This window comes from Labrys sedimenti (genome assembly GCF_034424805.1).
Taxonomy (GTDB): Bacteria; Pseudomonadota; Alphaproteobacteria; order Rhizobiales; family Labraceae; genus Labrys; species Labrys sedimenti.
The window spans coordinates 638,937-651,408 of record NZ_JAXOUF010000003.1 but is presented as its reverse complement, the minus strand read 5'-3'; the positions used below and the strand labels follow the sequence as shown (position 1 = coordinate 651,408).

Annotated in this window: 10 protein-coding genes; 4 read left to right on the top strand and 6 right to left on the bottom strand. The window is 63.2% G+C overall.

Annotated elements, in window-relative coordinates:
- Positions 1-15: 15 nt before the first annotated feature.
- From U1R88_RS14640 to U1R88_RS14625, 4 genes are all read right to left on the bottom strand, one after another.
- A complete protein-coding gene (locus tag U1R88_RS14640) occupies positions 16-495 on the bottom strand; it encodes a sterol desaturase family protein (RefSeq protein WP_322431859.1) in 480 nt (159 codons plus the stop codon).
- Between the two features lie 322 nt (positions 496-817).
- Entirely contained in the window at positions 818-2,512 is a 1,695-nt protein-coding gene (locus tag U1R88_RS14635) for an ABC transporter ATP-binding protein/permease (RefSeq protein WP_322431858.1), read from the bottom strand.
- A gap of 14 nt (positions 2,513-2,526) precedes the next feature.
- Positions 2,527-3,258, bottom strand: a complete 732-nt coding sequence (locus U1R88_RS14630) for a hypothetical protein (RefSeq protein WP_322431857.1) — start codon at positions 3,256-3,258, stop codon at positions 2,527-2,529.
- 9 nt (positions 3,259-3,267) lie between these two features.
- Entirely contained in the window at positions 3,268-5,598 is a 2,331-nt protein-coding gene (locus U1R88_RS14625; protein WP_322431856.1) for a TonB-dependent hemoglobin/transferrin/lactoferrin family receptor, read from the bottom strand.
- Positions 5,599-5,976: 378 nt separating this feature from the next.
- Here U1R88_RS14625 and U1R88_RS14620 point away from each other — a divergent pair, with 378 nt between their 5' ends.
- Positions 5,977-7,008 (top strand): siderophore-interacting protein, encoded by a 1,032-nt coding sequence (locus U1R88_RS14620; protein ID WP_322431855.1) that lies wholly within the window; start codon positions 5,977-5,979, stop codon positions 7,006-7,008.
- Positions 7,009-7,051: 43 nt separating this feature from the next.
- On the opposite strand, the gene U1R88_RS14615 is transcribed toward U1R88_RS14620, so the two are convergent.
- Positions 7,052-7,789 carry a GntR family transcriptional regulator gene (locus U1R88_RS14615; protein ID WP_322431854.1) on the bottom strand — a complete coding sequence of 246 codons (738 nt, stop codon included), beginning with the start codon at positions 7,787-7,789 and terminating at the stop codon, positions 7,052-7,054.
- A 122-nt stretch (positions 7,790-7,911) separates the two neighbouring features.
- Between U1R88_RS14615 and U1R88_RS14610 the strand changes: the two genes are divergently transcribed.
- The 3 genes from U1R88_RS14610 (at position 7,912) to U1R88_RS14600 (ending at position 11,629) form a co-directional block, all read left to right on the top strand.
- Positions 7,912-9,255, top strand: a complete 1,344-nt coding sequence (locus tag U1R88_RS14610) for a glutamine synthetase family protein (RefSeq protein ID WP_322431853.1) — start codon at positions 7,912-7,914, stop codon at positions 9,253-9,255.
- A 164-nt stretch (positions 9,256-9,419) separates the two neighbouring features.
- Positions 9,420-10,514, top strand: a complete 1,095-nt coding sequence (locus tag U1R88_RS14605; RefSeq protein WP_425545425.1) for a polyamine ABC transporter substrate-binding protein — start codon at positions 9,420-9,422, stop codon at positions 10,512-10,514.
- A gap of 191 nt (positions 10,515-10,705) precedes the next feature.
- Positions 10,706-11,629 (top strand): SMP-30/gluconolactonase/LRE family protein, encoded by a 924-nt coding sequence (locus U1R88_RS14600; RefSeq protein ID WP_322431852.1) that lies wholly within the window; start codon positions 10,706-10,708, stop codon positions 11,627-11,629.
- Between the two features lie 158 nt (positions 11,630-11,787).
- Here U1R88_RS14600 and U1R88_RS14595 read toward each other — a convergent pair whose 3' ends face one another.
- The gene (locus U1R88_RS14595; protein ID WP_322431851.1) at positions 11,788-12,471 is read right to left on the bottom strand and encodes a M15 family metallopeptidase; all 684 of its coding nucleotides are present in this window, start codon (positions 12,469-12,471) and stop codon (positions 11,788-11,790) included.
- Position 12,472: the final 1 nt, after the last annotated feature.

Genomic DNA, 12,472 nt, shown 5'->3' with positions numbered 1-12,472 from the left:
CAATCGTCTGCTCGATCAGGATGCCCGCCGCCGCTGGGGCTCGACATAGGTGGAGAAGATGTGGTCCCAGAACGAGGTGACCACGCCGTAATTGCCCTCCTCGCCGCGATAATGATGCACCATGTGGGCCATGCGCAGGCGATAGAGCAGGCTGCCCGGCCTCGACGGCCAGTGATGCGAGGCGTGATGCACCAGCATATAGGCGACATAGCCGAGCAGGATGCCGCTGGTGAAGCCGCCCGCAAAGGCATGGTTGGCGAAATAGAGCGGCACGTAGAACACCAGGAAGATCACGCCGACACTCAGGAAGGACGGTGCACCGATCATGCCCTTGGGCTCCTGATGATGGGCATCGTGCATGCGGTCGAAGAAGGGCACGGCATGATAGACCCAGCGATGCACGGCATATTCAACGAAAGTCCAGCCGATGCAGCCCAGCACGAAGGCCATCGCCCAGATGCCGACGGCGGTAGCGTCATGCTGCAGAAGAGTCAAGAGAAGCAGGCCTAAGGCTGCAGCAGGGCAGAGTACAAAATCGCCAAAATAGAGAATTTTGTTCAAACGCATGCGCTTCACCGTTCGATGCACTTTGGAAGCTGGAGCATATTTCTCCGCGATTGCGACAGTTTGAGGACAGAATGCTGCGTCCTAGCAGCGCGCTTCGCCCTTCACACCGTCGATCGCCGAGAGCAAAAAGCGTTCAGGGTTGAACGCCCTTTGCTCCAACTCTCAATTTCGATGCGTCCTTGCGATTCTTGCCGATACGGGCGAATCGCAAGGACACTCCAGCAGAACTCCAAGGCAAAAATCATGCCGTCTATGACGCGGCCTCCAGCCTGCAGGGCTCGAGTTCGATCCGCCGCATCGGCCCCAGGCCGGCTGGTTCGCGATGCGCCACCACGATGAAGCTCGTATGCGGCAGGGCCGCCCGCAGCGCCGAGAACAATTGAACCTCGGCACCGCCGTCGAGGGCACTTGTCGGTTCGTCCAGCACGGCCCAGTCCGGCTGCGCCAGCACCAGCCGGGCAAGCGCCAGGCGCTGCTGCTCGCCGCCGGAGAGGCCGAGCGGCGGCGCCTCCTCGTCGAGTTCCTGCAGCCGGTGTTCGAGGCCGACCAGCCTGAGGGCCTCGACATAGGCTTGCCGGGACAGCGCCGCCGGATCCTGCGGATAGGCCAGGACGGTCCGCAGATCCGCCAGCGGCAGATAGACCGCTTGCGGCAGGAAGGCGATCCGCTTGCCGGCCGGCAGGGCCACCCTGCCCTCGCCATGCGGCCAGAGGCCGGCCATCGCCTTGATCAGCGTGCTCTTGCCGATGCCCGACGCACCAGTCAGCCAGGCATTCTCGCCCCGCTCCAATCTCATATCCGCCAGGATGTTGAGGGCGCGCCCATCGGGCGTGGCCAGGGCGAGGCCCTGGACTGAGAGGTGATCGAGCCCGCTCCGGCCGGCCTGGACGCCTTCGCTCTCCGGGGCCCGCGCCAAGGCAACGAGGAAGCCGTCGAGACGGCGTATGGCTGCGGCGAGTTCGGCAAGGCTGCGATAGGAGAAGATGAACCAGGACAGGGTGGTGACCACGTTCTGGAAGGCCGAAGCCAGCTTCATCAGCCCGCCCAGCGCCACATGCCCGGCAAGATAGGCGGGCAAGGCGAGAAACATCGGGATGCGCAGCACCGTGCTGTGATAGGGCCTGGTGAAACATCCCAAAATGAGATCGCGATTCATCAACGCCCGCCAATTGCGCATGATGGCGCCGAAGCGGGCGTCCAGCATGCGCCTTTCGGCAGACTCGCCCGCCATCAGCGCCACAGCGTCGGAGGATTCGCGCAGGCGTGCGAGCGCGTAGCGGAAATCGGCCTCCCGGCTTTGCTGCTGCGCATTGAGCGCCAGCAGAGGACCGCCGAGCCAATGGGTGAGCCCGCTGGAGATCAGCACATAGACCGGGGCGGCCCACACCATATAGCGCGGGATCTCCACCGCCATGCCGAACAGGGTGAAGGCGAGCGGAAAGGAGGACAGCGACCACAGCAGGGCGACATAGGACACCAGTCCCACGATGCTGGTGACGACCTCCAGCCCCTCCTCGGTGAACTTGTCGACGAAGAGGCGGCAGTCCTCGGCGATACGCTGGTCGGGATTGTCGGGTGCGGCATTGGTCTGGCGAAGCCGCACATGCGTCCCGCCGTCGAGCCAACGGTCGAGCGCAGCCGAGGTCAGCGCATGGCGCCAGCGGATCTGCACGCTCTTGCGCAGATAGACCGCCGACAGATAGACCGCCGCATTGATGGCGATCAGCAGGCCGAACACGCCGATCTGGTTGACGGCCGCGGCAGCGTCCCGTTTTTCGAGGGCACCGTAGAACTGGGCATTCCAGTCGATCAGCCGCAGGCTGATATAGACGCTGCCCAGATTGAGGCCGAGAACCACGGCAAGCAAGGCAAGGCCCGTGCGGCCCCCCGGGCCGGCGACGCACAGGCGCAACAATCGCCACGCCTGGCTGAAAATCCGTGGCATGACCAGCCTTTCGCTCAATCGCGGCGCGCAAGGACGGCAGCCGGACCGCGCACCGCCAGCCCGATCAACTCGCCCCGCACATTCTCGGCCAGCAGCTCGACCCCATCCGACCCGGCCCTGTCGACCCGCATTCGCCAACGCCCAACCGCGCCGGCACGCAAATGCAGGTGAAAATCGGGCTGCATGACATTGATGAAGCCCATGGCCGGCTTGATCGTCTCGATGTTGCCGGACCAGGCCTGCCTGAGTCCGTCGCGGCGCAATTCGATGGCAACAGGCACAGCTGCGCAGCGGGCCACCTCGAAGGGAATCGAACCCGGATCGTCTTCCGGCACGTCCGTCCGCGTCACCGGTATGACAGGGTCGGCCGCCTCGGCCGCCATGCCGCGTAGTTCGGCGAGACCGTCCTCGAAGGGGTCGAGCCCGTCGAGGCCGACCAGGCTGAACAGCACCGCCCCGTCCCTGCCATGGAAGTCGAGGCGCGGCAGTGCCTTGTCCTTCATGCGGCCGGTGCGGTCGAGGATGACGGCGCCGAGTGTCGTCGTATCGATGTCAGCATCATGGGCCAGGCCCGCCAACCGCACCTTGAGGCCGGAGCGTTCGACCCGATCGACGGCACCGATGCGTTCATGGGTGGCGCCGTCATGACTGGTAGTGAGCATCACCCGCCCCAGGCGCCCTGCCGTTTCCAGGACGTCGGCAGCATGATGCAACAAGCGTTCGCGCTGATGTCGTTGCTGGTTCATGGGAGGTCCTCAGAAGGCGATGTTGGCACCGAGCTTGAAAGTGCGGCCGGCGGCGGTCTGCAATTCGAGCGGATTGGAGAAGGCGACGCTCGAGCTTGCCGTCTGGCTGTAGGTCGTGGGCATCGGCCAGCGGAAATAGCGCGTATCGGCGATGTTGAGGATGCCGGCCCGCAGCGTGATGTTCTCGCTCGGTTTCCAGCTTCCAAGGATATCGAACACGGCATAGCCGCCGGGCTTGAAGAGGTTGGGAGCGCTGGTGCGGCTGACCTTGGAGGCAAAGGTGCCGATCATCTCGACTTCCAGCCCGTGCTCCGGCTTGGTCCAGCGCAGGCTGGCGACGGCCGTGAGGGGGCTGGCGCCATTGAACGGGGTCCACGGCGCGTCGCGCGTCGTCTTCTGGTTGCCGTGCTGATAGGTAAGGCTGAAGCTCGAACCCCAGTTTTCGGCCCATTGCACTTCGGCGGAGCCTTCGATGCCGGTCAACCGAACCTTGGCGCGATTGGCCCAGGTATAGTCGACCCCCGAACCCGAACTGGCCGGGATCTCCACGAAATTCTGGATGAAGTTGGTATAGTCGGCATGGAAGGCCGACAGGGAGAAATAGCCCCAGCCATAGCGCCCGCGAAGCCCCGCCTCGAAGGAGCGGACCCGCTCCGGCTTCAGCTCCGGCGCCGGCACGAGATTGCCATCCGGCTGGCCCGAGGAGGAGCCAGTATAGAGCTGCTCGGCATTGGGCATGCGGAAGCCTTCGGCATAGAGGCCGTACACCGAATAGGTTTCGTTGAGCTTGTAGATGATGCCGAGCTTCTTGGTCAGCGCCGATTCCTCGCGCTGCCTGAGCACATAGCCGGGCACCGGCCGATAGTCGGACTTGGGCTTGGGCGTGATCTGGTTCCAGGAATAGCGCAGCGCCGGCGTGATCAGCAGCTTGCCGTCCAGCAGGCTGATTTCGTCCTGCACGAAGGCGTCGAGCCTCTTGGTGTTGGAATCGGCGAAGTTCCAGGTGTAGGGCACGACGGTGGAGTTGGAGACCGGCACGCCGCCCGGGGTGAACACGCGGGTGGTGCGATTGCGGACATAGTCGGTGTAGCCATATTCACCGTCGAAGCCCCAGACCACCTTGTGGTCGCTGCGCCCGAGCTTGAAGGATGAATCGATCTGCAGGCCGGCCTGCAGGAAGCGCTGCCCGAACTCGGTGACGTTGTCCTGATATTGCTGGTTGCCATTGGCGAGGGTGCGATGTTCGCGGCTGGTGACCTCGCGGCGCTGCGGCGACCAGGTGATGTTCCAGCGTATCTGGTCGGCGAAGGCGTATTCTGACTTCCACAGGCCGTCGAGCGCGATGCGGTAGCGCGTCAATTCCTGGCTTCCTGTCCAGGAATGGATGAAAGGCAGCAACGGCGGATTGGGATTGGTGGGCGTGCGCACCGTGGTCGGGCCGCGATTGTAGAGGGAGTCGACATCCCTGTTGCGGTCGAAGATCTCGCCGGTGAGCTTGAGTTCCAGCGATTCGGTGGGCCGCCAGACGATCTTGGCAAGGAAGTTCTGCCCCAATTCGTCCAGCGGGTTGAAGCTACCGCAATCGATGGCACCATATTCGACCCAGCGCGGACAGCCATAGCGGCCGCCATCGGCCCGGGCGCGCGAGAGCTTGGCCTCGTTCGCCTTCTTGATCGAATAACCCAGCAGGATCTCGAGATCGGGAGAGACCCGCCAGGCACCGAGGGCGGTGTTCACCAGCGCCTTGTTGTAGCTGTCGAAATTGGTACTCGCCTCCAGCCCCCAATTGCGCCCTTCCTTGATGACGTCGGCCGGATCCTTGGTGGTAAAGGCGACCAGGCCGCCGACAGCATCCGTGCCATAGAGCGCCGAGGCCGGCCCTCGAATGATCTCGACCGATTTGATGAAGGGGAGGTCGACGAAGTCGCGCGTGCCGTCGGTGTTGCCGTCGAGGATGCGCGAGCCGTCGACGCGCATCTGGATGCGGTTGCCCCCCACGCCTCGAATGGTGAAACCGCCATTGCCGCCGAAAGGATCGGTGCTGGAGCTGTTTCGGCCGACGGTAATGCCCGGTTCGTAACGGGTGAGGTCGTCGATGTCGCGCACCATGTGCGACTTCAACTCCTTGTCCGAAATCACCGTCACCGAGGCCGGCACGTCCAAGAGCTGGCGTTTGGCCCGCTCTGCCACGACGGTAACCGGGTCCAGCATCACCGGCTCCTCAGCCGCGCCGCTCTGCGCGACCGGCTGTCCCTGTGGCGGCTTGCGCTCCTCGGCGCGCGCCGCCGACGTGCAGCCCCCAAGAATGAGGCCCACAGCCAGAACGATCCTCGTCTCCATTCCAAACCCCCGAAGTAAATCCCCGGGCGCATAAACACGATGCAAATAATTTAAATCAAGAACAAATATTGAATTGTCATATTATTTTTAAATCTTCAATTTACGCCAATTTTTATTATTCTCATTGACGCAACTTCAAATAAGAATACGTTGAAACTGCGCGAGGCCAGAATTGCCTGAGACGGGCTATCGAGAGCTCTCGTCCTGACCGGCCAGCACCTGGCGTCAAATGCCCGCCCCGCTTTGAATTCCTATAAATCATTGATATTGAATCATTTAATTGGAAGCGCTAGGTGGAATTCGCATTTTTCCGATATCCATCCGTGAGTTTTCGCCACCATGAGCAACCTGACAGCCGAAGTTCACTTCAGAACAAAGATGGGGCCAGAATACATTAAATTACTTTGCGATGACCTTGCACGGGACGAATTCACGACGGCCTTCACCCCGGCCGGGGCCCGGGTCGATCTGCCCCGAGGATTGGGGACGGCCCATATCGACGCCGATGCCCATGAGTTGGTGATCCGCGCCGAGGCGAGGACGGAACAAGGCCTATCGGCGCTGAAGTTCATGCTCAGCCTGCGCCTGGAAAAAGCAGCCGAGGCGGAAAAGCCGGATCTGGCCTGGACCGGACATGGGTGCGATCTTACCGCCCTCCCCGGCCTTCGCGAGATGCGGGTGAAACGCATCATCCAGGTCACGCCGCTGATCCGCCGCATCACCCTCGCAGGCCATGATCTCGAACGCTTCACGCGGGACGGCATCCATATCCGCCTGCTCATCCCGCCCGCCGGTCTCGACAAGCCGGAATGGCCCCGCCCAGCCAGGAACGGGCGCCGTATCTGGCCGCCGGAGGAACGCCGCCCGACACAGCGCCTCTACACCATCCGCCGCATCGACGCGGCAGCGGGCGAAATCGACGTCGATTTCGTCCTGCATGCCGAAGAGGGTATAGCCTCGGGCTGGGCTGCACGGGCAAGCATTGGCGACATCATCGGCATGCTCGGCCCTGGCGGTGGAGAGATGGAAGAAGCCGACTGGTATCTGGTCGCCGGCGACGAGACGGCGATCCCGGCCATTGCCCGCCTCATCGAAACGATGGTGCCAACGGCACGCGGCACCATCCTCATCGAAGTGGAGAACGCCGACGAAATCCAGCCCCTCGCCCCGCCTGCGGGCATCGATCTGAAATGGTTGATGCGCCAGGGGCGCGCCACCGCCGAGAGCGACCTGCTGGCCGAAGCCGCCATGGCGATCACCCCGCCCACGCAGGGCCGTATCCAGTGCTGGCTCGGCGCGGAGGCGCAAACGGCGCAGCGGCTGCGCCACCACTGGCGCGAGGTCCTGCGGCTTCCCAAGGACGTCGTCAGCGCCGTTGCCTATTGGCACCGCGGCACCCCTGGTCACTGATTGCGGTGGCGCCGATTTCGATGAAAACTCGGATCGAAAAGCCTCAACCCAGCGCCATCTTGCCGATGATACGCATGCCGTCGCCGATGTCGGCCTCAATGGCATCGCGCAGCCCCCTGGCGTCGCCCCGATCGATGGCGGTGATGGCGCGATGATGCTGGTCGACGAGGCCACTCATGTCGAGGTCCTCATAGACGAGACGCATGAACGGGCCGAATTGCAGCCAGAGCGTCTCGATCAGGGGCAGCAGCACCGAGGAGGACACCGCCGTGTAGATGGCGAAATGGAAGGCGTGGTTGGCCCGCATATAGCCTTCGGCATCGTCCTCGGCGAGGCAGCGCTCGACCTCGTCGTCATGCATCCGGATGGCGGCGAGGCGCTCGGCGTCGATGGCGGGCAGCGCTCTTTCGGCCGCCTCTCCCTCCAGCAGCATGCGCACGCGCACCAGTTCCTCGAAGCGGGCCGGCGTCATCACGGGAACGCTGACCCGGCGCGTCGCGGTCAAGGTCAGGGCCCCCTCCGCGACCAAACGCGTCACTGCCGCCCGGACAGGCATCGGACTGACGCCGAGCATCTCGGCCAGCCCCCGCAGGGTCACGGCCCGGCCCGGGACGAACTGCCCGCCGACCAGGCCACTGCGGATCGCCGCATAGACCTTGTCATGCACGGGCGCCAGTTTGCTGGCGGGCTCGCTGCTGCTCGACTTGGGCGAACTCGACTTGGGCGAACCGGGCTTGGGCGAACCGGGCTTGGGCGAACCGGGCTTGGGCGAACTCGGCATGGGCAAAACGGACTCCATTTGACACCGCACAAATTTGTGATCACAATTAGTGCAGATGAAGGATGCGTCAAGACACGACGCATTCATAACCCCGGTGTACCATGGGATTCCAAACGCACGGCGTGAACAAACTCGCCGGCGACGCGGCAGGCTTGTCTTCGGCCCCGCAAGTCGACGTCATCGAAGTGCTGCTTCCCGACACCAACGGCATTCTCCGCGGCAAATGGCTGCCCGGCTCGGCGATCGACAAGGTCCTCAAGGACGGGGTGGCGATGCCGCAATCCATGTTCGGCCTGGACGTCTGGGGGCGCGAGGTCGAGGAAACCGGCATCCACATCGAGACCGGCGACAAGGATGGCCTGTGTCGCCTGGTTCCCGGCACGCTCAAGCCGGTGCCCTGGTCCTCCCAGCCTGCCATGCAGGCACTGATCTCGATGTACCTGCCGGATGGCCGGCCATGGATGCTCGATCCGCGACATATCCTCAAGGCCCAGCTCGACAAGCTCACCGCCCGCGGTCTCAAGCCGGTGGTGGCCTTCGAGCTTGAATTCTATTTGCTGCAGGGCGGCGGCAAGCCGGGCGAGACACCCAAGACCGTGTTCCACCGCGACACCGGCCCCGCCCGCCAGAACATGTATTCGATCTCCGATCTCGACACCTTCGCGCCGGTGATCCAGGAGATGCGCGAGGCCGCCAAGATCCAGGGCCTGCCGGCGGATTCGGTGATTTCGGAGGCCGCCCCCGGCCAGTTCGAGATCAATCTCTATCATCGCGACGACGCCATGGCGGCCGCCGACGACGCCGTGCTGCTGCGCCGCATGATCCAGGGCGTGGCGCGCAAGCACGGCCTCGTCGCCAGCTTCATGCCCAAGCCCTATCTCGACACCGCCGGCTCCGGCATGCACATCCATGCCAGCCTCCTCGATGCAGAAGGGGCCAATGTCTTCGCCAAGCCGGAGACGGGCGACGAAACGCTGCGCCATGCCGTGGGCGGCATGCTGACCCATATGCCCGAGACGGCGCTGCTGTTCGTGTCGAGCTACAATGGCTTCCGCCGCCTGATGCCGGGCTCCTATGCGCCGGTTTCGCTGACCTGGGGCTATGACAACCGCTCGGTGGCCGTGCGCATCCCCAATGGCAGCCCGGCCGCCACCCGCATCGAGCACCGCATCGCCGGTGCCGACGCCAATCCCTATCTCGTCCTCGCCGCCATCCTGGCCGCCATGCATGAGGGCATGGAGAAGAAGATGCCGGCCCCCGAGCCGATCATCGGCAATGCCTACGATCTCGGCGCTCCCAGGCTGTCGGGCTCGATGCAGGAGGCCGTCGCCCTGTTCCGGGCCTCGGACTTCGCCCGTCGGCATTTCGGCGAGCACTTCGCCGAAATCTATGCGGTGATGAAGGAACTCGAATGCGCCGAGTTCGAGCGCCGCATCTCAAGCCTGGAGTATGAAACCTACCTGTAGGAACCTTACTGCATCCCCCTTCTCCTGCCCGCAACGGACCTGCCTCAATAAACATCACGAAAAACCTTTCGGCAGGCTTGAGCAGATTCAGCAGGAGTTCTAGCTTTCGTACGACAGCGCTGCGTCCGGGAATGCGCGGCGCTCACCCAGAGGAGGTGTTCCCGATGTCAGCCTTCAAGAAACTGGCTCTCGCGGCCACGGCCGTGGCGTTGCTCGCGGGCCAGGCCATGGCCGAGGACAAGGTCGTCAACGTCTATAACTGGTCGGATTACATTGGCCCGACCGTGCTCGAAGATTTCACCAAGGAAACCGGAATCAAGGTCGTCTACGACACCATGGATTCCAACGAGGTGCTGGAAACCAAGTTGTTCGCCGGCAATTCCGGCTATGATGTCGTCTTCCCCTCTGCGACCTTCGCATCGCGCCAAATCAAGGCAGGCGTATTCCAGAAAATAGACAAATCCAAACTGTCCAACTACAAGGAATTATGGCCCAAGATCATGGAGAATCTTGCGGTTTACGACCCCGGCAATGAGTATCTCGTCGACTACACCTGGTTCACCACCGGCATCGCCTATAATGTCGACAAGGCCAAGGCCGTCTATGGCGACAAGCCGCTGAACAGCTGGGACGTGGTGTTCAAGCCCGAGAACCTCGCCAAGTTCAAGGATTGCGGCGTCTATTTCCTCGACAGCCCCGAGGACGTCCTGACGGCAGCCCTGAAATATCTCGGCAAGGAGCCGGGCTCGACCGACAAGAAGGACATCGAGGCCGCCGGCAAGCTGCTCGAAGGCGTCCGTCCCTATGTGAAGAAGTTCCACTCGTCCGAATATATCAACGCGCTCGCCAATGGCGACATCTGCCTCGCCATCGGCTGGGCCGGTGACACCTATCAGGCCAAGGCGCGTGCCGAGGAAGCCAAGAACGGCGTGAAGGTCGATTATGTCGTGCCCCAGGAAGGCACGCTGATGTCGATGGACACCATGGCCATTCCCAAGGACGCCAAGCATGTCGATGCGGCCCACGCCTTCATCAACTACATGATCCGTCCTGACGTGGCTGCCAAGAACGCCGATGCCACCAAGTTCGCCTCGGGCGTGCTGGCGGCCAAGCCCCTGGTCGACAAGGCGATCACGGACAATCCGCAGATCTATCTCAACGACGACATGCTGGCCAAGACCTATACCGTGCAGCCCTATGCGGCCAAGGTACAGACGCTGGTCACCCGCACCTGGACCCGGGTCAAGACAGGCCAGTGAGCCGATACCGATGCGTGCCGGAATTCCGGCACGCCGGAGGGATCTCGAACGGCGCGGTTTCCGCGCCGTTTTCTTTTGTCCGATGAATTGATTTTGCCGGGCAATTGTCGTTCCATGCGGCCAACCCATACCAAGCCTCGAGAATGCCTAGGCATTCTCGAGGCTTGGTATAGAACCAATGAGGAACCGACATGCTCCCCAAGGAATTCGTGGTCGCCGATCCGCGCTTCAAAGCGCTCATTTTCGGCAATTCGCAGCTCGACAAGCTCCATACCGGCACGCGCTGGGCGGAAGGGCCGGCCTATTTTCCGGCCGGCAAATATCTGATCTGGTCGGATATCCCCAACAACCGGCTGATGCGCTACGACGAGACCGACGGCTCGGTCTCGGTCTATGACCATGACAGCCGCAACCAGAACGGCCACACCGTCGACCGCGAGGGACGCCTGATCGCCTGCGAGCATCGCGGGCGCTGCGTCAGCCGCATCGAGCATGACGGCAGCCGCACCATCCTGGCCGACAAATATGAGGGCAAGCGCCTGAACTCGCCCAATGATGCGGTGGTGAAGTCGGACGGCTCGATCTGGTTCACCGACCCGACCTATGGCATCGATTCCGAATATGAGGGCGATGCGGCCCCCTCCGAAATCGGCGCTTCCTATGTCTATCGCATCCCCGCGCGCGGCGGAAAGCTCACGGCGGTGGCCACCGATTTCGTCAAGCCCAATGGCCTTGCCTTCTCGCCCGACGAATCCAGGCTCTACATCGTCGACACCGGCGCCACCCATGTCGAAGACGGCCCGCGCCACATCCGCGTCTTCGACGTGGGCGAGGACGGCATCACGCTTTCGGGCGGCAAGGTCTTCGCCACCTCGCCGGCCGGCCTGTTCGACGGCCTGCGCGTCGACATTCACGGCAATGTCTGGACCTCGTCCGGCGAAGGCGTGATCTGCTACGCCCCCGACGGCACGCTGCTCGGCAAGGTGCTCATCCCCGAAGTCGTCGCCAATGTCGAATTCGGCGGCCCCAAGCGCAACCGCCTCTATATCTGCGGCACCACCTCGCTCTATGCGGTGTATCTGAACACCCAGGGCGCCAAGCGGCCGAAGAAATAGCGCGTTCGGGCCCGTTGAGGAGAGTTCCTCTCCGCTTTGTCGTAGCCGAGCTTGACCCGGCTAACGATAAACCGTGCGCAATCCGGCTCGAAGCTGGATTGCCGGGTCAAGCCCGGCCAAGACAATGCAAGCGCCGGTTTACGTGAGCCGCATTGTCCTCAGGGCTCCCTGATCACCACGTCATAGGCCGGCGCCCCCAGGGCGCCGGCCAGGCTGAAATGCCACCATTCCCGCGCATAATTGACGAGGCCATGGGCGGCGAAGGCAGCAACCAGGATTCGGCGATTGGCGGCGGCCTCGGCCGGGACCGTCTTGCTCCCGGTCCACGACATCTCGTCGAACAGATCGAAGCCACCGCCGAAATCGAGGGGCTTCGGCTCCCCTGCACCATCCAACGATTCGGCTCCGACATCGATTGCGATCCCTTTCGAGTGACTTGACGTGCGGGCGACATAGCCGAGCGCGAACAGTCTCGACTTGGGCGTGCGGGGATAGAATTCAGCCTTGGTCCGCTGGTCCGTGGCATCCCCTGCCCAGGCCAGGAAATCGGCAACGGCGCGCTTGGGCCGGTAGCAATCATAGACGACGAGCCGCCACTGGCGCTTCTCGAGGTCGCGGGCCGTCGCGGCCAGCGCCTGCGCCGCCTCTCGCTTGAGCCAGCAGGCCGGACTTTCATAGCCGGCGACAGGCCGGCCGACGAAATTATGCGAACCGGCATAGCGCATGTCCTGCCGGATGCCGGGCGCGATGTCGGCCAGGCGCACGAAGCCGGGCGGCAAGTCGGCGGAGAGGGCGGAAGAGGCCGGGAGGCTTGCGATGAAGAATACGCCGACGAGAATCAAG

Coding starts and splice junctions, on each gene's coding strand:
- U1R88_RS14635 (WP_322431858.1), bottom strand. CDS start 2,512: ATGCCACGGATTTTCAGCCAGGCGTGGCGATTGTTGCGCCTGTGCGTC.
- U1R88_RS14605 (WP_425545425.1), top strand. CDS start 9,420: ATGTCAGCCTTCAAGAAACTGGCTCTCGCGGCCACGGCCGTGGCGTTG.
- U1R88_RS14620 (WP_322431855.1), top strand. CDS start 5,977: ATGGGGCCAGAATACATTAAATTACTTTGCGATGACCTTGCACGGGAC.
- U1R88_RS14600 (WP_322431852.1), top strand. CDS start 10,706: ATGCTCCCCAAGGAATTCGTGGTCGCCGATCCGCGCTTCAAAGCGCTC.
- U1R88_RS14615 (WP_322431854.1), bottom strand. CDS start 7,789: ATGCCGAGTTCGCCCAAGCCCGGTTCGCCCAAGCCCGGTTCGCCCAAG.
- U1R88_RS14625 (WP_322431856.1), bottom strand. CDS start 5,598: ATGGAGACGAGGATCGTTCTGGCTGTGGGCCTCATTCTTGGGGGCTGC.
- U1R88_RS14630 (WP_322431857.1), bottom strand. CDS start 3,258: ATGAACCAGCAACGACATCAGCGCGAACGCTTGTTGCATCATGCTGCC.